This window comes from Rhizobium sp. 10PS4, from assembly GCF_032464805.1.
Classification (GTDB): Bacteria; Pseudomonadota; Alphaproteobacteria; order Rhizobiales; family Rhizobiaceae; genus Rhizobium; species Rhizobium laguerreae.
Window position 1 is genome coordinate 223,425 of record NZ_JAWDIW010000008.1, and the last position, 22,874, is coordinate 246,298.

At 61.8% G+C, this 22,874-nt stretch carries 26 protein-coding genes; 21 read left to right on the forward strand and 5 right to left on the reverse strand.

All coding sequences use genetic code 11. From position 1 onward, the window contains the following. Window positions 1-33: 33 nt before the first annotated feature. Entirely contained in the window at window positions 34-774 is a 741-nt protein-coding gene (locus RWJ89_RS17305; protein ID WP_316031184.1) for an SDR family NAD(P)-dependent oxidoreductase, read from the forward strand. A 27-nt stretch (window positions 775-801) separates the two neighbouring features. Here the strand turns inward: RWJ89_RS17305 and RWJ89_RS17310 are convergent, their stop codons facing one another. Continuing rightward, window positions 802-1,551: a glycoside hydrolase family 25 protein gene (locus tag RWJ89_RS17310; RefSeq protein ID WP_221986407.1), complete on the reverse strand. Its 750-nt coding sequence runs from the start codon at window positions 1,549-1,551 to the stop codon at window positions 802-804. A gap of 353 nt (window positions 1,552-1,904) precedes the next feature. Between RWJ89_RS17310 and cysS the strand changes: the two genes are divergently transcribed. From cysS to rarD, 7 genes are all read left to right on the forward strand, one after another. Continuing rightward, window positions 1,905-3,296: a cysteine--tRNA ligase gene (gene cysS / locus RWJ89_RS17315; RefSeq protein ID WP_168286350.1), complete on the forward strand. Its 1,392-nt coding sequence runs from the start codon at window positions 1,905-1,907 to the stop codon at window positions 3,294-3,296. Further along, on the forward strand, window positions 3,293-3,769 hold the full coding sequence (locus RWJ89_RS17320; protein WP_168255045.1) for a GFA family protein: 477 nt from the start codon (window positions 3,293-3,295) through the stop codon (window positions 3,767-3,769). Before cysS ends, RWJ89_RS17320 begins: the two co-directional genes overlap by 4 nt. Next, on the forward strand, window positions 3,766-4,254 hold the full coding sequence (locus tag RWJ89_RS17325) for a GFA family protein (protein ID WP_221961769.1): 489 nt from the start codon (window positions 3,766-3,768) through the stop codon (window positions 4,252-4,254). The genes RWJ89_RS17320 and RWJ89_RS17325 overlap by 4 nt, the downstream gene beginning before the upstream one ends. Then, entirely contained in the window at window positions 4,251-4,727 is a 477-nt protein-coding gene (locus RWJ89_RS17330) for a GFA family protein (RefSeq protein WP_020049338.1), read from the forward strand. The genes RWJ89_RS17325 and RWJ89_RS17330 overlap by 4 nt, the downstream gene beginning before the upstream one ends. Continuing rightward, a complete protein-coding gene (pip, locus tag RWJ89_RS17335) occupies window positions 4,724-5,686 on the forward strand; it encodes a prolyl aminopeptidase (protein WP_316029474.1) in 963 nt (320 codons plus the stop codon). The genes RWJ89_RS17330 and pip overlap by 4 nt, the downstream gene beginning before the upstream one ends. A 185-nt stretch (window positions 5,687-5,871) precedes the next feature. Further along, window positions 5,872-7,485 (forward strand): citramalate synthase, encoded by a 1,614-nt coding sequence (cimA, locus tag RWJ89_RS17340; protein WP_131640416.1) that lies wholly within the window; start codon window positions 5,872-5,874, stop codon window positions 7,483-7,485. Window positions 7,486-7,691: 206 nt separating this feature from the next. Beyond that, entirely contained in the window at window positions 7,692-8,603 is a 912-nt protein-coding gene (rarD, locus tag RWJ89_RS17345) for an EamA family transporter RarD (RefSeq protein ID WP_077976131.1), read from the forward strand. 11 nt (window positions 8,604-8,614) lie between these two features. Here the strand turns inward: rarD and RWJ89_RS17350 are convergent, their stop codons facing one another. Next, window positions 8,615-9,238 carry a TIGR00730 family Rossman fold protein gene (locus RWJ89_RS17350; RefSeq protein WP_020049334.1) on the reverse strand — a complete coding sequence of 208 codons (624 nt, stop codon included), beginning with the start codon at window positions 9,236-9,238 and terminating at the stop codon, window positions 8,615-8,617. Between the two features lie 154 nt (window positions 9,239-9,392). Here RWJ89_RS17350 and RWJ89_RS17355 point away from each other — a divergent pair, with 154 nt between their 5' ends. From RWJ89_RS17355 to RWJ89_RS17375, 5 genes are all read left to right on the forward strand, one after another. Then, a complete protein-coding gene (locus RWJ89_RS17355) occupies window positions 9,393-11,411 on the forward strand; it encodes a LysM peptidoglycan-binding domain-containing protein (RefSeq protein WP_168343198.1) in 2,019 nt (672 codons plus the stop codon). A gap of 212 nt (window positions 11,412-11,623) precedes the next feature. Beyond that, a complete protein-coding gene (locus RWJ89_RS17360; RefSeq protein ID WP_316031185.1) occupies window positions 11,624-13,501 on the forward strand; it encodes an ABCB family ABC transporter ATP-binding protein/permease in 1,878 nt (625 codons plus the stop codon). Window positions 13,502-13,574: 73 nt separating this feature from the next. Further along, window positions 13,575-14,333, forward strand: coding sequence for a phosphatidylserine decarboxylase (locus RWJ89_RS17365; protein WP_260691447.1), 759 nt, complete (start codon window positions 13,575-13,577; stop codon window positions 14,331-14,333). A 79-nt stretch (window positions 14,334-14,412) separates the two neighbouring features. Further along, the gene (pssA, locus tag RWJ89_RS17370) at window positions 14,413-15,258 is read left to right on the forward strand and encodes a CDP-diacylglycerol--serine O-phosphatidyltransferase (RefSeq protein WP_077976128.1); all 846 of its coding nucleotides are present in this window, start codon (window positions 14,413-14,415) and stop codon (window positions 15,256-15,258) included. 323 nt (window positions 15,259-15,581) lie between these two features. Beyond that, window positions 15,582-15,728 carry a hypothetical protein gene (locus tag RWJ89_RS17375; protein ID WP_017959783.1) on the forward strand — a complete coding sequence of 49 codons (147 nt, stop codon included), beginning with the start codon at window positions 15,582-15,584 and terminating at the stop codon, window positions 15,726-15,728. 222 nt (window positions 15,729-15,950) lie between these two features. Here the strand turns inward: RWJ89_RS17375 and RWJ89_RS17380 are convergent, their stop codons facing one another. Together RWJ89_RS17380 and RWJ89_RS17385 are read right to left on the reverse strand one after the other, a co-directional pair. Next, window positions 15,951-16,715 (reverse strand): SOS response-associated peptidase, encoded by a 765-nt coding sequence (locus RWJ89_RS17380; protein WP_131665956.1) that lies wholly within the window; start codon window positions 16,713-16,715, stop codon window positions 15,951-15,953. Window positions 16,716-16,756: 41 nt separating this feature from the next. Continuing rightward, entirely contained in the window at window positions 16,757-17,077 is a 321-nt protein-coding gene (locus tag RWJ89_RS17385) for a YnfA family protein (RefSeq protein WP_077976126.1), read from the reverse strand. Between the two features lie 72 nt (window positions 17,078-17,149). Here RWJ89_RS17385 and RWJ89_RS17390 point away from each other — a divergent pair, with 72 nt between their 5' ends. The 8 genes from RWJ89_RS17390 (at window position 17,150) to RWJ89_RS17425 (ending at window position 22,218) form a co-directional block, all read left to right on the forward strand. Beyond that, window positions 17,150-17,566 (forward strand): NUDIX hydrolase, encoded by a 417-nt coding sequence (locus RWJ89_RS17390; RefSeq protein WP_222060343.1) that lies wholly within the window; start codon window positions 17,150-17,152, stop codon window positions 17,564-17,566. A 34-nt stretch (window positions 17,567-17,600) separates the two neighbouring features. After that, window positions 17,601-18,044, forward strand: a complete 444-nt coding sequence (locus tag RWJ89_RS17395; protein ID WP_027665234.1) for a TIGR02301 family protein — start codon at window positions 17,601-17,603, stop codon at window positions 18,042-18,044. 103 nt (window positions 18,045-18,147) lie between these two features. Next, window positions 18,148-18,405: a hypothetical protein gene (locus RWJ89_RS17400; protein ID WP_003546972.1), complete on the forward strand. Its 258-nt coding sequence runs from the start codon at window positions 18,148-18,150 to the stop codon at window positions 18,403-18,405. Between the two features lie 18 nt (window positions 18,406-18,423). Beyond that, a complete protein-coding gene (locus RWJ89_RS17405; protein ID WP_077976124.1) occupies window positions 18,424-19,173 on the forward strand; it encodes a hypothetical protein in 750 nt (249 codons plus the stop codon). 97 nt (window positions 19,174-19,270) lie between these two features. Continuing rightward, entirely contained in the window at window positions 19,271-20,143 is an 873-nt protein-coding gene (gene ygfZ, locus RWJ89_RS17410; protein WP_221940108.1) for a CAF17-like 4Fe-4S cluster assembly/insertion protein YgfZ, read from the forward strand. Next, a complete protein-coding gene (locus RWJ89_RS17415) occupies window positions 20,140-20,748 on the forward strand; it encodes an HD family hydrolase (protein WP_316031186.1) in 609 nt (202 codons plus the stop codon). Before ygfZ ends, RWJ89_RS17415 begins: the two co-directional genes overlap by 4 nt. Next, window positions 20,745-21,275: a tyrosine phosphatase family protein gene (locus RWJ89_RS17420; protein ID WP_222060342.1), complete on the forward strand. Its 531-nt coding sequence runs from the start codon at window positions 20,745-20,747 to the stop codon at window positions 21,273-21,275. The genes RWJ89_RS17415 and RWJ89_RS17420 overlap by 4 nt, the downstream gene beginning before the upstream one ends. Window positions 21,276-21,333: 58 nt before the next feature. After that, a complete protein-coding gene (locus tag RWJ89_RS17425) occupies window positions 21,334-22,218 on the forward strand; it encodes a mechanosensitive ion channel family protein (RefSeq protein WP_025393936.1) in 885 nt (294 codons plus the stop codon). A gap of 108 nt (window positions 22,219-22,326) precedes the next feature. Here the strand turns inward: RWJ89_RS17425 and RWJ89_RS17430 are convergent, their stop codons facing one another. Further along, entirely contained in the window at window positions 22,327-22,842 is a 516-nt protein-coding gene (locus tag RWJ89_RS17430; protein WP_025393935.1) for a superoxide dismutase family protein, read from the reverse strand. Window positions 22,843-22,874 lie beyond the last annotated feature (32 nt).

Genomic DNA, 22,874 nt, shown 5'->3' on the forward strand with positions numbered 1-22,874 from the left:
CACCCCTCTCCCTTCGTGAGGGAACACGACATCATGAATATCAATCTTGAGGGCAAGATCGCACTCGTCACCGGTGCGTCGCGCGGCATCGGCTATTTCACGGCGCTGGAACTTGCCAAAGCCGGCGCCCACGTGATTGCCTGCGCGCGCACGGTCGGCGGGCTCGAGGATCTCGACGATGCAATCAAGGCCGTCGGCGGCACGGCGACCCTCGTGCCCTTCGACCTTTCCGACATGAATGCGATCGATGCGCTCGGCGGCTCGATCTTCGAGCGCTGGGGCAAGCTCGACATCCTCATCGCCAATGCCGGCGTGCTCGGCGTCATTTCGCCGATCGGCCATATCGAAGCGAAAGTGTTCGAGAAGGTGATGACTATCAACGTCACCGCGACATGGCGGCTGATCCGCTCGGTCGACCCGCTGCTGGCCCGCTCGGATGCCGGCCGCGCGGTGATCCTGTCTTCGGGTGCCGCCCACAAGTGCCGCCCCTTCTGGGGCGCCTATTCCGCTTCCAAGGCTGCGGTCGAAGCGCTGGCGCGCACATGGGCCGGCGAGAGCCAAAGCACCCCGCTGCGGGTCACCAGCGTCGATCCGGGGGCGACACGCACGGCGATGCGGGCGCAGGCGGTGCCCGGCGAAGATCCGCAGACGCTGCCGCATCCCTCCGAGGTCGCAAAGGCAATCCTGCCGTTGCTGGGGCCTGGTGTGACGGAGACGGGCAAGCTGTTCATCGTTCGGGAGAACAAGCTCGTCGATTATCGCCTGCCCGAATAGGCCGGCGTTTCAGATAGGCCGGACGTTTCAATTCGCTGCAACGGCGGGGAACAGATGCGCCAGGCCCGTTTCCGACGGGCATAGTGCATTGAGGTCAACCGGTCCCTGGATACCGTCCAAGGTGCCGTTATCGGCAAATTGCCAGATCGACCAACGGCTGCACTCTTCCTGCCTCGGCTCTATGAACACGCTGCGCAGCCACAGATAGTGGTCGGGGAAGCGTGATTCATTGCCTTTCAGATATTGATCGAAGAACTCCTGCGTGACGTAGAGAATAGGCTTTTCCGGAAAGGTGCCGTTCAGCTCGATGAAAAAGGCGTTCACCTCGGCAACCATTTCCTCGAGCGTCGGGATCCTGTTGCAATTGCCGACAAACTCCAGATCGACGGCGATCGGCAGAGTTCCCTGCTCCTTCGGCACGGTCGCCAGGACATTCTGCGCCTGATCCTTGCCCGGACGGCAGAAGGTGAAGAAATGATAAGCGCCCCTGACCACTCCAGCATCTCCGGCGCGCTGCCAGTTATCGGCGAACTTGGAATCCCGGTGGTCTCCGCCTTCGGTCGCCTTCATGAAGGCGAAACGGACATTCGGCTGCGCGGCAACAACCTTCCAATCGATATCGCCCTGGTGATGGCTGACATCGATGCCTTGGATTGGATAGGTGCTGAGAGAGGGATTGTTGAAGCGAAGCATCCCGAAATCGTATGCGAAATATGCAGCGAATGCGACCACCAGAACCGCAGTCGCTCCGATCGTCGATCGCGCAAGTCTCCGCATCCCTGCCCCCTATTTTCAACAGCTTCTCAACCGGCTATGCGAGATTTGTGCTCCGAAAATGGCGGACGAATTTCAAGAGCGCGCTAACGGGTTTCAAAGACGTTGGTTGCTGCCATCGATTCACCGGATAGATGGATCCCGTTGCCGCTGGATCGCTCTTCGCCCCCTTGACCGGAAGCGCGAACCGGGCCATAAAACCCGCCATGAAAACGGTTATCTGCATTATCTGCCGGAAGATTATTCGCTAGCGCGAGCGCTGGCCCGGCCGTTTTCGTCTCCCAAATAGTCAAGATGCGAAACGCCCCGGTCCGCCGGTCGTGATATTTTTCTGATCGTGCATTTGGGAGAGTGAAATGGACGCGACGCCGGAACTGAAGCTGTACAACACGCTGACACGGGAAAAATCGGTCTTTTCGCCGATCGATCCCAACAATGTCCGCATGTATGTCTGCGGCCCGACCGTCTATGACTTCGCTCATATCGGCAATGCCCGGCCAGCCATCGTCTTCGATATGCTGTTCCGGCTGCTGCGCCATGTCTATGGCGAAGATCACGTCACTTATGCCCGCAACATCACCGACGTCGACGACAAGATCAATGCGCGGGCGCTTCGGGACCATCCGGGCTTGCCGCTCAATGAAGCGATCCGCGCGGTCACCGAAAAGACCGAGACGCAATATCACGCCGATGTCGCCGAACTCGGCTGCCTGGAGCCGAGCTTCGAGCCGCGCGCCACCGACAATATCGTCGAGATGACCGAGATCATCGAGAAGCTGATCGGCAACGGCCATGCCTATGTCGCATCGGGCGAAGTGCTGTTCGACACCAAATCCATGGCGGATTACGGTCAGCTTTCGAAGCGCCCGCTCGACGAGCAGCAGGCCGGCGCCCGCATCGCCGTCGAGGCGCACAAGAAGAACCCGGGTGATTTCGTGCTCTGGAAGCTGTCGAGCCACAACGAGCCCGGCTGGGAGAGCCCGTGGGGCCGCGGCCGGCCCGGTTGGCACATCGAATGCTCGGCGATGAGCAAGCGTTATCTCGGCGATGTCTTCGACATTCACGGCGGCGGGCTGGATCTGATCTTCCCGCATCATGAAAACGAGATCGCCCAGTCGCGCTGCGCCCACGGCACCGAGGTGATGGCGAACGTCTGGATGCATAACGGCTTCCTGCAGGTCGAAGGCCGCAAGATGTCGAAATCCGAAGGCAATTTCGTCACCATCCACGAGTTGCTGCACACAGACATCTTCGGCGGCCGCAGCTGGCCGGGCCAGGTGCTACGCCTTGCCATGCTGATGACGCATTACCGCGAGCCGATCGATTTTTCGATCAAGCGGCTGGAAGAAGCCGAACGGCTGCTCGCCAAATGGCCGGTAGCCGAAGCCGGCGATGCGGCGCCCGATGAAACCGTGCTGAACGCGCTTTCCGACGACCTCAATACGGTCGCGGCGGTGCAGGCATTGCATGCGCTGGCCCAGGCTGCCCATGCGGATCCCACAGCCCGTGCCGTCTTTGCCGCAACGGCCGACCTTCTGGGCCTGTTGCCGAAAAAGATGGAAATCGACGAAGCCGTCGCATCGGCAGTCGATGCGCTGGTCGCGATGCGTCTCGAAATGCTGAAGGCGAAGAACTTCACCGAGGCCGACAAGATCCGTGACGAGTTGACGGCGAAGGGCATCCAGTTGAAGGACGGCAAGGATCCGGTGACCGGCGAGCGCGTGACGACGTGGGAGGTCAAGAGATGACGACCTATACCGGCGGCTGCCAATGCGGAGCGATCCGTTTCCGCGTCAGCGGCGACATCAAGGATTCGTCGATCTGTCATTGCCGCATGTGCCAGAAGGCGTTCGGTGCTTATTATGCGCCGCTGGTCTCGGTGCGTGGCGCCGATTTCGAATGGACACGCGGAGAGCGGAAAAGATTCCGCTCTTCCAATTTCGTCGAGCGCGGCTTCTGCGGCGATTGCGGCACGCCGCTGACCTATGAGGCGCCGGATGGAATGGCGATTGCCGCAGGCGCATTCGACGATCCGTCATCCCTTCCTCCGACCATTCAATGGGGCGTGGAAGGCAAGATCGGCTTCGTCGATCATCTGCACCAACTGCCCGGAGAGCGAACCGAGGCGGATCTGACTGCAGGCTCCTTCCTCAAGGAACTCGTTTCCTATCAGCATCCCGACCACGATACGCCGGTTTGGCCGCTGGAGGATCGCACTTGACCGGCGTGGCGAAGCAGACAGGCGGATGCCAGTGCGGGGCGGTTCGTTATCGGGCCAGCGGCGAGCTCGGCTACCCACACATCTGCCACTGCCGCATGTGCCAGAAAGCCGCCGGCAATTATTTTCTTCCGCTTGCAGGGGCCATGCGTAAGGATTTTGAGCTGACGCGGGGTGAGCCGAAATGGTTCCGCTCGTCCGATCTGGTGCGGCGCGGTTTCTGCGGCGATTGCGGCACGCCGCTGTTCTACGACATTCCGGAAGCGGACTCGATCAACCTCACGCTCGGCTCGTTGGACGATCCCGATGGGGTCAAGCCGGTTATGCAATCGAACACCGGCCGCAAGATGTCCTGGTTTCATGCGCTCGACGGCCTGCCGCTGGAACCACAGCCTGAAACGCCCGACCGCGAGAATGCGATCGCGGCAAGCAACCATCAGCACCCGGACCACGACACGAAAAGCTGGCCCCTCGGAGAAACCTCATGACGGACACGATAAAGACAGGCGGATGCCAGTGCGGCGCTGTGCGCTTCCGCATCTCAGGCAGACTGGGGCGACCTTCGATCTGCCATTGCCGCATGTGCCAAAAGCAGTTCGGCGGCTTCTTCTCCGCGCTCGTTACCGCGCCTGAGGAAGGGATGGAATGGACGCGCGGCGAGCCGAGCTATTTCCAGTCCTCGGTCAATATCGAACGCGGCTTCTGCAGCAATTGCGGCACGCCGATGACCTATCGCCATCCGGGCGGGCTGGAGCTTGCGATCGGCACATTCGACGATCGCAGCGACCTCGCTCCGCTGATCCAGGTCAACTACGAGGCCCGCCTGCCCTGGGTCGAGACGATTTTCGAGGCGCCGGTGCTGAAGGATCAGGATTTCTACGCACGACAGGAGGCTATCATCTCCTTCCAGCATCCCGACCACGACACAGAAGTCTGGCCCGCGAAAGGCGTGAAGATATGACCGAGATGTTGCGCACGCTCTATCCCGAAATCGAGCCCTATGCTTCCGGCCATCTCGATGTCGGCGACGGCCATGTGATCTATTGGGAGCGCTCGGGCACACCAGGCGCCAAGCCTGCCGTCTTCCTGCATGGCGGTCCGGGCGGCGGCATCTCACCCGCCCATCGCCGGCTCTTCGATCCCGCTCTCTACGACGTCATGCTGTTCGACCAGCGCGGTTGCGGCAGGTCGACGCCGCATGCGGAGCTCCATGCCAACACGACCTGGCACCTCGTCGCCGATATCGAGCGGCTGCGCGAGATGGTGGGCGTCGACAGCTGGCAGGTGTTCGGCGGTTCCTGGGGTTCGACGCTGGCGCTCGCCTATGCCGAGACGCATCCGGAGCACGTCTCCGAGCTCATCCTGCGCGGCATCTACACGCTGACCAAGGCGGAGCTCGACTGGTATTACCAATTCGGCGTCTCGGAAATGTTCCCCGACAAGTGGGAGAGGTTTATCGCTCCCATTCCTAGGGAAGAGCGTCATGAGATGATGCATGCCTATCATCGCCGCTTGACGCATGAGGACAAGAACGTGCGCCTTAAGGCCGCGCAGGCCTGGAGCATCTGGGAAGGCGAAACGATTACGCTGCTGCCGGAACCTTCGACGAGCGGCAAGTTCGAGGAGCCGGAATTCGCTTATGCATTTGCGCGCATCGAAAACCATTTCTTTGTCAATGCCGGCTGGATGGACGAGGGACAGTTGATCCGCGATGCGGGCAGGCTCAGGGATATTCCGGGCGTCATCGTACATGGACGCTACGATATGCCCTGCCCGGCCAAATATGCCTGGCTGCTGCACAAGGCCTGGCCGAAGGCAGAGTTCCACCTGATCGAGGGCGTGGGCCATGCCTATTCGGAACCGGGGATTCTCGATCAACTGATCCAGGCGACGGACAAGTTTGCCGGGAAGCAAGCCTGATCTTTGGCATTGGGGGGCAACCCCTCACCCTAACCCTCTCCCCGCCCGCGGGGAGAGGGGACGTGCCCTGCGATACGGTGCGGCATATCCCTCTTCTCCCCATCATAACGGGGAGAAGGTGGCGGCAGCCGGATGAGGGGCAGCATCCGCACTCCATCACAACCCGCCTGGCGGGAGGAACCGACATGAAAGAACGCATCTATCTCTTCGACACGACGCTCCGGGACGGGCAGCAGACGCCCGGCATCGATTTTTCCGTCGAGGACAAGATTGCGATCGCCGCCATGCTGGACGAATTCGGCATCGATTACGTCGAGGGCGGATATCCCGGCGCCAACCCGACGGATACCGCTTTCTTCAGCGAGAAGCGCACCAGCCAGGCCAGTTTCGTCGCCTTCGGCATGACGAAGCGGGCCGGCGTTTCGGTCTCCAACGATCCCGGCATTGCCGGGCTGCTGCAGGCGAAATCCGACGCCATCTGTTTCGTCGCCAAGAGCTGGGATTATCATGTCGCGGTGGCGCTCGGCTGCACCAACGAGGAAAACCTCGAATGCATCGCCGAAAGCGTCAAGGCGGCGGTTGGCGCGGGCAAGGAGGCGATCGTCGATTGCGAGCATTTCTTTGACGGCTTCAAGGCCAATCCGGCCTATGCGCTCGCCTGCGCCAACACGGCCTATGAGAGCGGCGCCCGCTGGGTCGTGCTCTGCGACACCAATGGCGGCACGCAGCCGCCCGAGGTGCGCGCCATCGTCGAGGCGGTGATCGCCTCAGGCGTTCCCGGCCACTGTCTTGGCATCCATGCGCATAACGACACCGGCCAGGCGGTCGCCAATTCGCTTGCCGCGGTCGACGCCGGCGTCCGGCAGATCCAGGGCACGCTCAACGGTATCGGCGAGCGCTGCGGCAATGCCAATCTGGTGACGCTGATCCCGACGCTGGCGCTGAAGAGCGCCTACAACACACGTTTCGAAACGACGATCGACGAGGAGCGGCTGCTCAACCTCACCCGGCTCTCGCATGCCTTCGACGAGCTCCTCAACCGCTCGCCCGACCACCAGATGCCCTATGTCGGCGCTTCCGCCTTTGCCACCAAGGCCGGCATTCATGCATCGGCGCTGCTCAAGGATCCGCGGACCTATGAACACGTGCCGCCGGAAACCGTCGGCAACTTCCGCAAGGTCATGGTCTCCGACCAGGGCGGCAAGGCAAACTTCATCAATGCGCTGAAACGGCGCGGCATCGCGGTCGCCAAGGACGATCCGAAGCTCGACCTGCTGATCTCGATCGTCAAGGAACGTGAATCCATCGGCTATGCCTATGAGGGCGCGGATGCGAGCTTCGAGCTGCTGGCGCGCCGCACGCTCGGCACGATCCCGGAATTCTTCACCATCGAAGGCTTCCGCGTGATGATAGAGCGCCGCTTCGACAGTCTCGGCCGAGTGAAGATCGTCTCGGAGGCGGTGGTCAAGATCACCATCGACGGCCAGACGCTGATGTCGGTTGCCGATGCCGAAGGCCCGGTCAACGCACTCGACCTCGCGCTGCGCAAGGATTTCGGCAAGTACCAGCACGAGATCGACGATCTGGTGCTCGCCGATTTTAAGGTGCGTATCCTCAATGGCGGCACGGAGGCGATCACCCGCGTGCTGATCGAATCCACCGACAGCGACGGTGTACGCTGGTGGACCGTCGGCGTCTCGGAGAACATCATCGACGCTTCGTTCCAGGCACTGATGGATTCGGTCATCTACAAGCTGATGAAGAACCGGCAGCTGGCGGGCAAGATCGCGGCGGAATAAACCTATTCCGCGGCTCGGCGACGGGTCCCAGCCCTCGCCCGAATATTATTCGCTTCCTTCGGACTCCGCCTTCCAGCGCAGGGAGCCGGATCATCGCGTCGTCTCCCGCTTCAAATCCTCTCACCCTTCATTCAACGAAATGAATTGGCCTATTCACGGCGCTTAAGTTAGGCCGGATCAGAAGAAGAACAAAGATGGAAACACCGATGTCGACCGATGCATCCGTTCCGTTGGCCAAGAACGAAGACAGTCCGCGCGGGTTCGCCTTCGCGCTGACGGCCTATCTGCTCTGGGGCTTCCTGCCGATCTACATGAAGGCGGTGGCGCATATCACGCCGGCCGAGGTGATCGCCCATCGCATCGTCTGGTCGCTGCCGCTGGCGGGCATCGTGCTGATCGTGCTCGGGCGCACGCAGGACATCCGCGCAGCACTCAGGTCGCCGCGCATGCTGGCGATGGCGGCGCTGACCGCGTCGCTGATCACCGTCAACTGGGGCACCTATGTCTGGGCGATCGGCGCCGGCCATTCGCTCGATGCAGCACTCGGTTATTTCATCAATCCGCTGTTCAGCATCTTCCTCGGCGCGGTGTTCCTCAAGGAAAAGCTGCAGCCGCTGCAGATCGCCGCGATCGCGCTTGCAGCACTTGCCGTCGCCATTCTCGCACTGGACAGCGGCGGCATCCCGTGGGTGGCGCTGACGCTGGCGGTCAGCTGGGGTTTTTACGCCCTGTTGCGCAAGACGCTGCCGCTCGGGCCGAACCAGGGATTCTTCCTCGAAGTGCTGATCCTCAGCGGGCCCGCCCTCCTCTACATCCTCTATCTCGAATTCGGCGGCCAGGGCCACCTCTACCGCACCGGTCTTGCAGATACGACCCTGCTGCTCGGCTGCGGCGTCATCACCGCCGTGCCGCTGATGATCTATGCGAACGGCGCCAAGCTCTTGAAACTCTCGACGATCGGCATCATGCAGTATATCGCGCCGACGATGATCTTTCTGATCGCGGTCTTCGTTTTCCACGAGCCATTCGGCACGGCGCGCATGATCGCCTTCCCGCTGATCTGGGCGGGGCTGTTCCTCTATAGTTGGTCGATGCTGAAGGGAAGCCGGGGGCGCTAAAGGCAACAGACCTACATCTTCGAAATCACCTCGTCCTCGCCGTCACGGTCGGCGGCGAGCTGGGCTGCCTGGGCCATGATCGCCGGAATGATGCCGGAGATCTCGTCGACAACGAGCGGCTGCACCCGGTGGGCGGTGTGCAGGAAGCCTTCTTCGGTCATATGGCGCATCAGTTCCATCATCGGATCCCAGAAACCGTTGACGTTGGCAAAGACCATCGGCTTCTCGTGGCGGCCGAGCTGCGCCCAGGTCATGATCTCGACGATCTCCTCCAGCGTACCGATGCCGCCGGGCAGCGCGACGAAGGCATCGGAGCGCTCGAACATGGTGTGTTTGCGCGCATGCATGTCAGGGGTTACAATGAGTTCGTTGAGCTGACCGAGCGAGTGGCGAGTCGCTTCCATATCGATCAGGAATTCGGGGATAATGCCCGTGACCTGACCGCCGCCTGAAAGCACGCCGCTGGCAACCGCGCCCATGATGCCTTTGGTCCCCCCGCCATAGACGAGGCGCAGGCCGTATTCGGCGATCTCTCTTCCGAGAGCACGCCCGGCCGCCATGTGGGAAGGATCGCCTCCCGGCCTGGAGCCGCAGTAAACGCAGATGGATCGAATCGATACAGATTGTTCGGTCATAGAGGCAAACAACTATTCCATTTCAATGCAGTCAAGAAAATTGACTGAAAAGCAGCGTGCCTAGCTTGCCGAATTGCTTTGAATGCTTGTGAAAAGCAACGGGAATCGCTAGCAATTTTGGTTACTACGGCAAATTGCCGCTCTGGGAGACATAATGATGAAGAACCGTGCCGGCTTGCTGGCTCTTGCAGTCCTCGCAATCGCAATCCTACTGATGGTGTTTGTCGTCATGCCGCGCATCGGCGGCGATGCAACCAAGGTCGGCGATGCCATCAACCAGGCGAGCACGGAGGTCAAGAACACGGTTAACGAGGCGGCAAAGACATCCCGCTCCGCCGTGGGCGACACGGCTGCGGTCGCCGACCAGGTGGGTCGCCTTTCGGCCGATGCCGGCGTATCGCTCAGCGAGCTCAAGGCATTGTTTGCCGACGGCAAAGGCCCTTCCATCGATGTCTTCACTGCCGCCAAGACCAAGGCCGTCAACGCGCTGGCCGCGCTTGCCGATTTCACCATTCCCGAGGGCCTTGATCCCGCGACCCAGACCCTTGCCGCCAAGGCCAAGGAAGGCGGCGCGAAGGCGCTCGCCATCGTCCAGTCGCTGCCCGAGAACATCGCCGATGCTCTTGCCGCGATCGCCAAGGCCGAGGTTGCGCTGACCGGTGCGCCGGGGGCAGCCCCGGGAGCCAATACGGCAGCGGAAAATGCCGGCCCCAAGCTTCCGGCCTTCGACGTATTGCGCGTCGAACCCGACGGATCGACGGTGATTGCCGGTTCCGCCGAGCCGAACGGCAAGCTCGAGGTGCTCGACGGCGAGAAGGTGGTGACGACGGCCAATGTCGATGCAAGCGGCGATTTTGCTGCCGTTCTCGACGATCCGCTTCCGGCCGGCGACCACCAGCTCGTGCTCAAGTTCACGGGCAAGGACGGCAAGAGCACGCTTTCCGAAGAAGTCGCGACGATTTCCGTGCCGAAGGATGGCAATGGCGCCAATCTGCTCGCCATGGTTTCCAAACCCGGCACGGCGAGCCGCATCATTACCGCGCCGAAGGCCGGAACCGAAGTTGCCGATGCTTCCAACCCGATGACACCGCCTGCTGCACCTGCCGCAACAGCTGCAGCAACCGGCGAACTGGCGTTGCAGACGCCGAACCTCACCGACACCCCTTCCGGCGCCGCTGATACGGCACCGGCCATTCCCGGTACCGCCGCACCTGATAAGACGAATGTGCCCGACGTCATGGTCAATGCCGTCGAAATCGAGGGCAACAAGATCTTCATTGCCGGCACGACGCGCTCCAATGCCAAGGTCATCGGTTATGCCGACGACAGCCTCGTCGGCCAGGACACGGCCGGCTCCGACGGCCATTTCGTCATCGACGGCGTGGTGGCGCTCTCGGTCGGCGACCACAAGATCCGCGTCGATGTCGTCGATCCCGCAGGCAAGGTGATCGTGCGTGCGGCGGTGAATTTCAACCGCCCGGCCGGTGATCAGGTGAGGGTTGCCGCGCAATCGGCGCCCACCGAGGCGAACGGTGCTTCCTCGATGGTGCTGCTCGACGAAGGCGAACTCGGCAAACTCAAAGCAGAAGTCGGCAAGGCCTTCGGGCTGCTGAAGGGGCTATTTGCCGATGGCAAGCTGCCCGGCGCCGAACAGCTCGCAGCGGCGCGCTCGGCAACGGAGTTCGCGCTACGCTCGGTCGCCGACTTCCGTCCGGCGGCCGATGCGCCCGATGCCTTCAAGCAAACGTCCGGCTCGGCCTCTCAGGTCGCCGGCAATGCGCTGAAGCTGCTGCAGGGCCTGCCTGGAGATGCGAAATCCGTCGGCGCCGCACTTGAAAAACTGGGCGGGATGATCGCCGAACTCACCGCTGCACCCGCGCCGGCAACGCCATCTGCAAACGATGTCGGAAGCAACCAGCCGAAGACGATCGAACAGGCGCCGCTGACGGCAAACAATGCGGCGGTCATCATTCGCCGCGGCGACACGCTGTGGCAGATCTCGCGCCGCACCTATGGCCTCGGCGTTCGTTACACGACGATCTACATCGCCAACGAGGACAAGATCATCAATCCCGATCGCATCCGCCCTGGCCAGATTTTCGGCCTGCCGAAGGATGTCCTGCCGAATGCCGAAGAGCTGCACCGCAAGCGCATGTCCGGCCAGCATCTCTAAGCTACTAAACAACGCGACGAGGCCGGGCGGGACAAGCGCCCGGCCTCGTCGTTTCCTTACCCCAGCAATTGTTGTATTCGTCCGCCCGGCACCCTATCTGGCGGTGGCGGCTGCGGGATATGGGAAGCGCTTTCAGGTAGGTCCCGGTTCCGCGCTCCTGCCGCCATCGAATCGCCGCAATCGCGGCAAGCTCATCCGGGCTGGAGACAAGCATGGCAAACGGCAAGACAGTCTCGGAATCCAACCTGCCGCAGACGCTTCTCAACCTTTGGCCCTATATGTGGCCGGCCGGCCGGCCCGACCTGAAAATGCGCGTCGTCTGGGCTTCGGTCTACCTGCTGATCTCCAAATTCGTACTGCTGCTCGTTCCCTATTTCTTCAAATGGTCGACCGATGCGCTGAACGGCAGGATGGATCTTGCCGGCTCAGTGCCACCGCTGCTGGCCGGCGCCATCGCGCTGGTGATTGCCTATAATATCACCCGGCTGATCCAGCTCGGCCTCAACCAGCTGCGCGACGCGCTCTTTGCCAGCGTCGGACAACATGCGGTGCGCCAGCTCGCCTACAGGACCTTCGTGCACATGCACGAGCTGTCGCTGCGCTTCCATCTCGAGCGCAAGACCGGCGGGCTGTCGCGCATCATCGAGCGCGGTACCAAGGGTATCGAGACGATCGTGCGCTTCACGATCCTCAATTCGGTCCCGACCGTCATCGAATTCGTGCTGACGGCGGTGATCTTCTGGTGGGGCTACGGCTTCTCCTATCTCGCCGTTACCGCCTTTACTGTCTGGGCCTATATCTGGTTCACGATCCGGGCATCCGACTGGCGCATCGCCATCCGCCGGTCGATGAACGACAGCGATACCGACGCCAACACGAAGGCGATCGACTCTCTCCTCAATTTCGAGACCGTCAAATATTTCGGCAATGAGGAGATGGAGGCAAAGCGTTTCGACAAATCAATGGAACGCTACGAGAAGGCGGCGACCGATGTCTGGACCTCGCTCGGCTGGCTGAATTTCGGCCAGGGCGTCATCTTCGGCATCGGCACGACCATCATGCTGGTGCTGTCGGCGCTGGCCGTGCAGCGCGGCGAGCAGACGGTCGGCGATTTCGTCTTCGTCAATTCGATGCTGCTGCAGCTTTCCGTACCGCTCAACTTCATCGGCTTCGTCTACCGCGAAATCCGCCAGGGGCTGACCGATATCGAGCAGATGTTCGATTTGCTTGAGGTGCAGACCGAAGTCAAAGACGCGCCTGATGCGACGGAACTTCGGATCGGCAAGGGCGCGATCTCCTTCAAGGACGTGCACTTCGCCTATGATGCGGCCCGTCCGATCCTGAAGGGCATTTCCTTCGAGGTGCCGGCCGGTAAGACGGTCGCCGTCGTCGGCCCGTCCGGTGCGGGCAAATCGACGCTGTCGCGCCTGCTCTATCGTTTCTACGATATCCAGAGCGGCGCAATCACCGTCGACGGTCAGGATATCCGCACGGTGACGCAGAAGAGCCTGCGTACGGCGATCGGCATGGTGCCGCAGGATACCGTGCTCTTCAACGACACGGTCGCCTACAACATCCGCTATGGCCGCACATCGGCCAGCGACGGCGAGGTCTTTGCCGCCGCCGAGGTGGCGCGGATCGCGCATTTCATCGAAACGCTGCCCGAGGGCTTCGAAACCAAGGTCGGCGAGCGCGGGCTGAAGCTTTCGGGCGGCGAGAAGCAGCGGGTGGCTATCGCCCGCACCATCCTCAAGGCGCCACCGATCCTGATCCTCGACGAGGCGACATCGGCGCTCGACACGACAACGGAGCGGGAAATCCAGGAGGCACTCGACCTGGTTTCGAAGAACCGCACGACGCTTGTTATTGCCCACCGGCTTTCGACTGTCATCAGCGCCGATGAAATCATCGTGCTCAAAAGCGGCGAGATCGCCGAGCGCGGAACACATGCCGCCCTCCTCGAAATGAACGGCCTTTATGCCTCGATGTGGAACCGCCAGCGCGAGGCGACACAGGCGGAGGAACATCTGAAGCAGGTGCGCGAAAGCGACGACCTCGGCGTGATAACGCGGCTTGCTCCGGCAAGCTGACAGCGGAAGCCGACGCCGGCCGGCTTTTGTTGTTTAGAACCCCGGCGCGGGAACCAGGGCCGAGGCCACAGCATTGCCCCAGAGACGGTTTTTCGCTAACAGCAAAAATGAAAACGCAAGGAGACCGGCAGCCATGAGCCTGTTCAACACGGTTCGCAACACGATCGTCCCCGTGCACAAGGAGGGCTATCCCTTCGTTGCCGCCTTCTTCGTCGCGTCGCTTGTCCTGGGCTGGATCTTTAAGCCGCTCTTCTGGATCGGCATGATCTTCACACTTTGGTGCGCCTATTTCTTCCGCGATCCGGAGCGCGTGACCCCGCAGGATGACGACCTGGTGATCTCCCCCGCCGATGGCAAGGTCTCGGCGATCCAGATGGTGACCCCGCCGGCCGAGCTCAACCTCGGCTCCGAGCCGATGCTGCGCATCTCCGTTTTCATGAACGTCTTCAATTGCCATGTGAACCGGGCGCCGATGCGCGGGCGCATCGTCAGCATCAACTACCGCTCCGGCAGCTTCGTCAACGCCGAGCTCGACAAGGCGAGCGAAGACAATGAGCGCAACGGGCTGGTGATCGAAACCCAGCACGGCCAGATTGGCGTCGTGCAGATCGCCGGCCTCGTCGCGCGGCGCATCCTCTGCTGGGCAAACCCCAACGAGCCGGTGGATGCCGGCGAGCGCTTCGGGCTGATCCGTTTCGGCTCGCGGCTCGACGTGTTCCTGCCCGCCGGTGCTGCGCCACGCGTCTCGCTCGGCCAGACGGCGGTTGCGGGAGAAACCGTCATCGCCGAATTCGCCTCCGCCAAGGGTCCCGTCATCAGCCGCCGCAGCTAGAGCGGTTCAGCTTTTCACGGAAGTGCAGAAGCGCTACGCACTGTTGCAGGAATTGCCTTAGGAACGATTGGAACGCGATATGGAAACGCCTTTTCCGCCTTTCGAGCCCAATGGGCCAGATGATTCCGCCCGCGGCCCACGTCTGCGCGAAATCCCGCTCCGGCTCGTCTTTCCAAATCTCATCACCATTCTGGCGATCTGCGCCGGGTTGACCGGCATCCGGCTGGCTTTCGAGAACCGTTATGAGCTCGCCGTCTCCATGGTGCTGCTCGCCGCCTTCCTCGACGGCATCGACGGGCGCGTGGCACGGCTGATGAAAGCAACCTCAAAGTTCGGCGCGCAGATGGATTCGCTTGCCGACATCGTCAATTTCGGCGTCGCACCCGCCCTCGTCGTCTACGTCTTCGCGCTCGACCAGGCGCGCTCGCTCGGCTGGATCGCCGCCCTGATCTATGCGATCGCCGCCGGGCTTCGCCTTGCCCGCTTCAATGTCATGGCCGAACGCGAGAACAAGGCGAGCTGGCAATCGGAATATTTCGTCGGCGTGCCGGCGCCGGCCGGCGCCATGCTGGTGCTGCTGCCGGTCTATCTCGGCTTCCTCGGGCTGGCGACGGACCGCACCTTCGCCTATCTCTCGTCGATCTACACCGTGCTCATCGCCTTCCTGCTGATCAGCCGGCTGCCGGTCTGGTCGGGAAAAGCGGAAGGCAACCGCTTGCGGCGCGATCTCGTGCTGCCGATGATGCTCGGTGTCGTGCTGTATGTGGCTCTGCTGATGAGCTACACCTGGGAGGTGATGGTCTTCACCGTCGCCGCCTACCTCATATCGCTTCCCTTCGGCGCGCGGAAATGGCGGCGGAAATACGGGACATTAACGATCGAGGAACCCGGCATCGGCGACGACGATATCGGCCGGCACATCTGATCACCGAGCATTTCCGGATTTCTCCAAATGATGGAAATGCTTCTCTCTTCGTTCTGAGGGATACTTGGGAAAAGCGCAGGTTTTCCCCGGAGAAAACCGTGCGCTTATCCGGCTGTTCCGCATTTTCCCGAGAAAACCGCTTTCGCAGTTTTATTGGAACTGCTCTCTTCAGTAAGTATTAACCAACGTAGGCTTCAGTTAAGCCTCGCGAATTATGGTGCGCGTTTACAAATCCTGATGAGCTACGCCCCCATTTTGTCGCTATTCGTGACGAAACATCAAACTATAAAATGCCCAGGGAAGAACCACGTAAGGAGAGTATCGTGACTTCGAAGACGAGCAGCACCGGCGAACAGCAAGCGGCCAAGCCAGACCTCGCCGCCAACTATCGCCCCGTCGGCCTGAAGGCTGTTGCCGCAGCATCGCTGATGGCGAAGCATAAGCCAACCAGCGTCAAAAAATCCGCTTGAAGAAGGCTTCAAATTGGAAGCATGCGTGCTCTCGGGTTACATCCGTCAGGCACCGCTGACCAAGTGAATGACGAGAGGCGATCGCCGGAATCTCCTGACAACGCTCCGGCGACATAAGCACAACCGAAAAACCTGATGGACGAAGCGATGCATGGCCACCGCCAATGTGACACGTCGGCGCCGATAGGTCGCCGACGGGCCGGCTGGTGCGGCGGACAGTGTTCAGAAGAAGCTGAGCTGGCCGTCGTCAGGCTTTTGCTTGTCGGGCGCCTTCAACGGCTTTTCGATGACAACCGGCTCCTGCAGGTCGGGACCCATGTTGGCAACCTTGTTGACTTTGTCGGAGACCGGCACGACCTCGAAGAAATCATCCTGAACCGGCTGCATCAGGTCGACCACCTCGCGTGGCTCTTGCGTCTTGCAGTCGAGCCAGCGCGTGAAATCCTCAGGTCTGATGACGACAGGCATGCGATCGTGGATCGCTGATATGGCTGAATTGGTCGATGTCGTCAGGATCGCGCCGGTATCGACCTCGGAGCCGTCGGCAGAAGACCATGTCTCCATCAGCCCGGCAAAGGCGATGATCCCACCCTGACGCGGCCTGATCCAGTAGGCCTGCGGCAGCTCGCCGCTTTCTTTCGACGGGCGATGCCATTCATAGAAACCGGAGGCCGGAATGAGCACGCGGCGATGCCGCATGGCGGCGCGGAAGGAGGCTTTACCGATTGCGGTTTCTGCGCGCGCGTTGATCAGCAGCGGGAAATCTCTCGGATCTTTGACCCAGCCCGGAGTGAGCCCCCAGCGCACGAGCACGGCGCGCCGGTCGGCCAAGTTGCTTCCCTGCTCCCTGCCCTCGCCTGATATGACGACGAGGATCGGCTGCGTCGGCGCGATGTTGTAGCGCGCCGGAAAATCGTCGAGATCGAGACCGGAGAAGACGTCGCTCAGGTCGACGCTGGAGACTGTCAGGGCGAAACGTCCACACATCGGCCTGTCTTTACACCCGGCTGGTACTCCGTCAAGGCGCCTCAGCCTCTCGGCGCGAAGAGGATGAGGCTGGCGCCGGCAAGGCAGATCAGCGCACCGCCGATATCGTAACGATCCGGCACGCGGGCTTCGACCAGCCACAGCCAGAGCAGCGAAGCGAGGATGTAAATGCCGCCATAGGCTGCGAAGGTGCGGCCGGCGGCCTCGCTCGGCACCAGCGTCAGAAGCCAGGCGAAAAGCGCCAGGGAGATCATGCCCGGCGCCAGCCACCAGACTGACTTTTCGAGCTTCAGCCATGCCCAGAAGGCAAAGCAGCCGGCGATCTCGAAGAGGGCAGCAAACGCAAAAATGATGTAAGTCACGGAAGCACCTTTCGAATCCCCGTCGCACTATTCCTCCGATAAGATGGGCCATCACAGCAAGAGCAGCCTCCGATGATCTCCACCGCCAAAGCCGCCTCCTCCGCCATTCTCGAACGCGAAGGCCGATTCCTCCTCGTGTTGCGGCGCAACCCGCCTTCCGCGGACATGTATGCCTTTCCCGGCGGACGGGCTGAACCCGGCGAAACTCCGGAGCAAACGGCATTGCGCGAACTCCATGAAGAGACCGGCATTTCGGCACGTAATCCGCGGCTGTTTTCGACCTACGACCTGAAAACGCATGCGGCCGACGGCAGCGTCAAGAGCCATTTCCTGCTGTCGGTCTTTCGCGTCGATGCGGATCGGGATGCAGTGGCGGAAGCTGCCGACGATGCGGCAGCCCTCGGCTGGTACACGGTCGAGGAAATCCGGCAATTGCCCGTACCGCAGAGCGTGCTCGAATGCGCGGAGCGGCTGGCGGACGGCGAATAGACGTGGAAACTTTGAAGCACGCCTTGTTGCCGTCATGCTGAGCGTATCAACTGTGAGCATGATTCCCGTTCGACGCGTTTTTCTGTCCCTGCTCGTTCTCGCCGGCCCCACGATGGCGCAGGGCAAGAATACGCCGCCTCCACAGGAAGAGGAGATTGCCCCGCCGATCGTGAGCGTGCCCTATGACGACAAGCTGGCGCGGTTCGCCGAGGTGCTGGGCTCGGTGCATTATCTCAGAACGCTCTGCAAGGCGGCGGGCGGCGACGATTGGCGAAACGGCATGCAGCAGCTGCTCGATTCGGAGACCGGCAACGAGCCGCAGCGCAAGGAAAAGCTGACAGCAGCCTTCAATCGCGGCTATCGCGCCTTCGCCTCGGTCTATACGGATTGCACCCCGGCGGCCATCGTGGCAGAAGAGCGCTACCGTAACGAAGGTGCAACACTTGCCACAGAAATTACCTCGCGCTTTGGAAATTGACGTTTAATTAACCTGTTTTCGCAAGCGGACGTGTCGTTTTGGGAAAAGGCTGTTAGTGTTGTTAACGGTGCAGTAAGACATGAGAAGTTCTGAGGAAAAGACAATGGAAGCAAGCCTCAACGACATCGACGACATGATCGTCCACGAAAAGATGCAGGCAGCTCTGGAGTACCAGAACGAGGCTTGGGCCGACGGCATGGCCGACGGGATCGAGCCTGAAATCATCGCTGATGCTGCCATTGCACATGCGCTACGCGAGACGATCAGATTGCATGGGGAAAAGAGCGCCGAAGCCCTGCTGGATTCGCTGCGTGAGCGCATGCTTGCCGGCGAATTCTCCGCGAACCGCACCCTGCAATAATTGTTATCAGAGAGTTTGATGCACACCGGTAAAGAGAAAGTTTCGCGAATTTCGCTCGCGCCGGTGCTGCTTGCGTTCAGCCTCGCCGCCGGCAATGTTTTCCTTGCGCCGGCAGCCTACGCGCTTTCCGAACTGCACAAGATCCCTGGCCAGGCGGCCAACGAGACGCCTGCACAGGGAAGCGCTCAGGGACAGAGCCAGCCGCAGACCACTCCCGGCGTTCCCATGGCCGACCCGCTGGTCAACAGCCAGAGCAATCAGGGTGTCGACAAGACGCCGGGCGCTCAGGACAATTCCAAGCCCACCGAGGTGATCTACGATATCAGCAAGGTGCCAGAGCCGGTTCGCAAGATGCGCGAGCAGATCGTCGAGGCGGCCGCATCCGGCGATCTCGAGCGGCTGCGGCCGCTGATGGGCACTGGCGCCGACCAGACGCAGGTGACTGTGGGCGAACCGACCGACGATCCGATCGGCACGCTGAAGGATCTGTCGGGCGATCCTGATGGCGACGAGATCCTTGCCATCATGCTCGACATCATCTCGACCGGCTTCGTGCATGTCGGCCAGGGCACGCCCGACGACATGTATGTCTGGCCCTATTTTGCCGAGAAGGACCTGAAGTCGCTGACACCGCCGGAGCGCGTCGAGCTGCTGCGCATCGTCACGGCCGGCGATCTCTCCGACATGCAGGAATTCGGCGGATATAATTTCTATCGCCTCGGTATTACGCCCGAGGGTAAATGGAAATTCTTCACAGCGGGCGATTGATGCCCGTCTCGCCTGCGCTTTTCACGTTCGCATGGCGCTTGCGATCCACCTCATGAAGACATACCTCTGAGCGATAACCAACGCGACAGGTTCCGCCATGCCAGCCGTATTCCTGAAAGACCGCTCCTTGCTCTTCGTCAGCGGAGCGGAAGCCCAATCCTTCCTGCAGAACCTGATCACCACCGATATCGCCGCGCTCGGCGCCGACGAGGCGCGGCCCGGGGCATTGCTGACGCCGCAGGGCAAGATCCTGTTCGACTTCATGATCTGGCAGGACGGCGACGGTTACATGATCGAGACCGATGCCGGCCAGCGCGATGGCCTGCTGAAACGGCTGACGATGTACAAGCTGCGCGCCGCCGTCACACTTGCGCCAAGCACCGAAGAAGGCGTTACCGTTTCCTGGGGCGAGGATGCCGAGGGCGCCCGGGGCAGCCAGGGCGCCCGGGGCAGCCAGGGCGCCCGAGACAGCCGCTTCGCCAAGGCGGGCGTCACCCTGACCCGCCGGGCAGGAAGACAGGGCGATGGTGCAGAAGCGCTCTACGACGCGCTACGCATCCGCCACGGCATCGTCACATCAGGATCTGACTTCGCCCTGCAGGACGCTTTCCCGCATGATGTGTTGATGGATTTCAACGGCGGCCTCTCCTTCAGGAAAGGCTGCTATGTCGGCCAGGAGGTCGTCTCACGCATGCAGCATCGCGGCACTGCGCGCCGGCGCGTCGTGACGGTGTCCGCCGCAACGGATCTGCCGGGAACCGGGACGGAGATTACCGCCGCCGGCAAGCCTGTGGGAACCCTCGGTTCGGTTGACGGCGGCAATGGACTTGCGATCGTGCGCATCGACCGCGCCGGCGCGGCGATGGCAGCAGGCACGCCGCTGCTCGCCGGCGACACGCCTGTTTCCCTCGTCCTACCGGCATGGTCCGGTCTCGTCTTTCCAGCCAGCGCCGACGAGGCCAGCGCGTGACAACGACGAAAGCTCCGCGTGCCTGGCAACGCATGCTGTCCGGGCGCAGGCTCGACCTGCTGGAACCCTCGCCGCTCGACGTCGAACTCATCGACATCGCTCACGGGCTTGCGCGCGTGGCCCGCTGGAACGGCCAGACCTCAGGCGATCATGCTTTTTCGGTGGCCCAGCACAGTCTCGTCGTCGAGGATATCTTCCGTCGCTTCAACGATGCGCGGCCGCAGGAATGCCTGATGGCGCTGCTGCACGATGCACCCGAATATGTGATCGGCGACATGATCTCGCCGTTCAAATCGGTGGTCGGCGGCGGCTACAAGACGGTGGAAAAGCGGCTGGAGGCCGCCGTGCACCTGCGCTTCGGCCTGCCGCCGCATCCCTCGCGCGATCTCAAGGACCGGATCAAGAAGGCCGACACGATCGCCGCTTATTTCGAGGCGACCGTGCTGGCCGGTTTCACACCCGCCGAGGCACAGAAATTCTTCGGCCAGCCACGCGGAATCAGCAAGGACATGCTGATGATCGAGCCCCTGCCGGCGGTCGAAGCGCAGCGGTTGTTTTGCGAGCGCTTTGCGGCGATCGAGGTCGAACGGGAGATGGTATCGTGACCTTCATCGTCGTCTCGCCGCTGTCGCGCATCGCGGAAATGGCGGTGCGCCACAAGGCGCGCGACATGATCAGCCTGATCGCCAAGGAGCAGGCCTTTCACCGGCCGGGCGTGATCGCGGCCGAGCGCCATCTGACACTTGCTATGAACGATATCGTCTTCAAGGGCACCGGCGATCTCGTGGCGCCTGACGAGACGCATGTGCAGGGGATTATCGACTTTGCCGCTTCATGGCGGCAGGAGACGCCGCTGCTCATCCATTGCTGGATGGGCGTGTCGCGATCGCCGGCCGCAGCGCTCATTGCCGCGCTGTCGCTGGCACCCGATCAGAGCGAGGAAACGCTTGCCCGCCGGCTGCGGGCCGCCTCGCCCTTCGCGACGCCGAATGCCCGGCTGATCGAGATCGGTGACGCGCTGCTCGGCCGCAGCGGCTGGCTGGTCGCGGCGGTGCGGGCAATCGGACTCGGTGCCGATGCCGACGGCAATGCGCCCTTCGTGCTTGCGATCCGAGACGCCGCCTGCGGTTGACGCTGCCACCGGCCGCTCCATCTAGGCCCCGACCACGAACAATCGACAGAGCCTGATCATGGAACAACAAGCAGCCGACGTCTTCCTCGCCACCCGCACGGCACTCAGCCAAGCAAGCGCGCTCGCAGTCCAATATTCCTTCTCAATCCTGGGGGCGTTAATCCTGCTGGTCATCGGCTGGACGCTCGCCGGCTTCGTCAGCCGCTGGGCTTATGAGGGCTTGTCGCGCATCCACGGCATCGACGAGACGTTGGCACGCTTCTTCACCAATGTCGTGCGCTATGCGCTGCTGATCCTGGTGTTCATCACCGTGCTCGGCCAATTCGGCGTTCAGACCGCCTCGATCATCGCGGCGCTCGGCGCAGCCGGCCTGGCGATCGGGCTGGCGCTGCAAGGGACGCTGCAGAATATCGCGGCCGGTATCATGTTGCTGATCCTCAGACCGTTCCGCGTTGGCGAATATATCGAGACCAGCAGCGTGGCCGGTACGGTGCGCGAAATCGGACTGTTTGCGACCGAACTCAGGACTGGCGACGGGCTCTACCGCTTGGCGCCGAATTCGACGCTCTGGAACACGCCGATTACCAATTTCAGCCGCGAGCCCACGCGGCGGGAAGAGCTGAAAATCAGCGTCGCCCATGAGGATGACATCGATCTGGCGATGGAGAGGCTGATGGGCCTTGCCAGAGCCGATTCCAGAGTGCTGACGTCGCCGGCACCGAGTGTCTTCATCGACAGCCTCGGCGACGGCGCGATCTCCGTAACGCTGCGCTATTGGGCAAAGACCGGCGATTGGTGGCTGGTCAGCCGTGACATGGTAAAGCGCGTGAAACTCGCCTTCGACAAGAAACCGGTCGCTGATGCGGATGCTTCAGATGCCGCGCCACCAAAAAAGTCCAACGGCAAGGCAACCGCCGAAAAGCCGACGCAGACGCGACAGTGAGACATTGCGGCGCCGCGGATCTTTTAAGACCAGCGGCGCTGTGCACAGGTTGAATTACTGCATGGCTTTGTCCCTCAATCGATCCCGATTAAAGGACTTGTGCCGTAGCTATTGGACGACGCCGCAGGAAAGTCTTTCGCCGGCATCTCCCGAAGGCTGGCTCCGATAATCATCCGAATTGGCGTGCACCATCAATGCGCGGCCACGAATGCCGTCGGTCTTGCCGTCGAGCGTGACCATGCCGTTGAAGATCTGTGCCCGCAACACGCCATCCTGTCCGACATATTGATTGGGCATGTCGCCAGCGTGCGGACCCTTGGCGGCAAGAATGCCATGCTCCGCCTTCTCAGGATCGAAATGACCGCCCGCCGATTCGTGATGGGTCGCGGCGTCGCAACGGCCGGTCTCATGCACATGGAAGGCCACCCATTTGTTCGCCGGCAGTCCCGATATCTCGACTTCGATCAGGACACCGCCATTGGCAGCAGCCGTCAGTTGCGCGCGACCGTCTTCCTTGCCGTCCTTGGTGACGAAATTGGCGACCGCCGTCTGCTTGTCCTGAGCGCCTGCCGGCAATGCAACCGCAAGCAGGCTCAAGGCGGCGATGGTGCGCATGGCTTTCATGGAGATCTCCTTCCGTCCGGTTGTCCTTCTGA

Coding starts and splice junctions, on each gene's coding strand:
- RWJ89_RS17305 (WP_316031184.1), top strand. CDS start 34: ATGAATATCAATCTTGAGGGCAAGATCGCACTCGTCACCGGTGCGTCG.
- RWJ89_RS17310 (WP_221986407.1), bottom strand. CDS start 1,551: ATGCGGAGACTTGCGCGATCGACGATCGGAGCGACTGCGGTTCTGGTG.
- cysS (WP_168286350.1), top strand. CDS start 1,905: ATGGACGCGACGCCGGAACTGAAGCTGTACAACACGCTGACACGGGAA.
- RWJ89_RS17320 (WP_168255045.1), top strand. CDS start 3,293: ATGACGACCTATACCGGCGGCTGCCAATGCGGAGCGATCCGTTTCCGC.
- RWJ89_RS17330 (WP_020049338.1), top strand. CDS start 4,251: ATGACGGACACGATAAAGACAGGCGGATGCCAGTGCGGCGCTGTGCGC.
- pip (WP_316029474.1), top strand. CDS start 4,724: ATGACCGAGATGTTGCGCACGCTCTATCCCGAAATCGAGCCCTATGCT.
- cimA (WP_131640416.1), top strand. CDS start 5,872: ATGAAAGAACGCATCTATCTCTTCGACACGACGCTCCGGGACGGGCAG.
- rarD (WP_077976131.1), top strand. CDS start 7,692: ATGTCGACCGATGCATCCGTTCCGTTGGCCAAGAACGAAGACAGTCCG.
- RWJ89_RS17350 (WP_020049334.1), bottom strand. CDS start 9,238: ATGACCGAACAATCTGTATCGATTCGATCCATCTGCGTTTACTGCGGC.
- RWJ89_RS17355 (WP_168343198.1), top strand. CDS start 9,393: ATGATGAAGAACCGTGCCGGCTTGCTGGCTCTTGCAGTCCTCGCAATC.
- RWJ89_RS17360 (WP_316031185.1), top strand. CDS start 11,624: ATGGCAAACGGCAAGACAGTCTCGGAATCCAACCTGCCGCAGACGCTT.
- pssA (WP_077976128.1), top strand. CDS start 14,413: ATGGAAACGCCTTTTCCGCCTTTCGAGCCCAATGGGCCAGATGATTCC.
- RWJ89_RS17380 (WP_131665956.1), bottom strand. CDS start 16,715: ATGTGTGGACGTTTCGCCCTGACAGTCTCCAGCGTCGACCTGAGCGAC.
- RWJ89_RS17390 (WP_222060343.1), top strand. CDS start 17,150: ATGATCTCCACCGCCAAAGCCGCCTCCTCCGCCATTCTCGAACGCGAA.
- RWJ89_RS17395 (WP_027665234.1), top strand. CDS start 17,601: ATGCTGAGCGTATCAACTGTGAGCATGATTCCCGTTCGACGCGTTTTT.
- RWJ89_RS17400 (WP_003546972.1), top strand. CDS start 18,148: ATGGAAGCAAGCCTCAACGACATCGACGACATGATCGTCCACGAAAAG.
- RWJ89_RS17405 (WP_077976124.1), top strand. CDS start 18,424: ATGCACACCGGTAAAGAGAAAGTTTCGCGAATTTCGCTCGCGCCGGTG.
- ygfZ (WP_221940108.1), top strand. CDS start 19,271: ATGCCAGCCGTATTCCTGAAAGACCGCTCCTTGCTCTTCGTCAGCGGA.
- RWJ89_RS17425 (WP_025393936.1), top strand. CDS start 21,334: ATGGAACAACAAGCAGCCGACGTCTTCCTCGCCACCCGCACGGCACTC.
- RWJ89_RS17430 (WP_025393935.1), bottom strand. CDS start 22,842: ATGAAAGCCATGCGCACCATCGCCGCCTTGAGCCTGCTTGCGGTTGCA.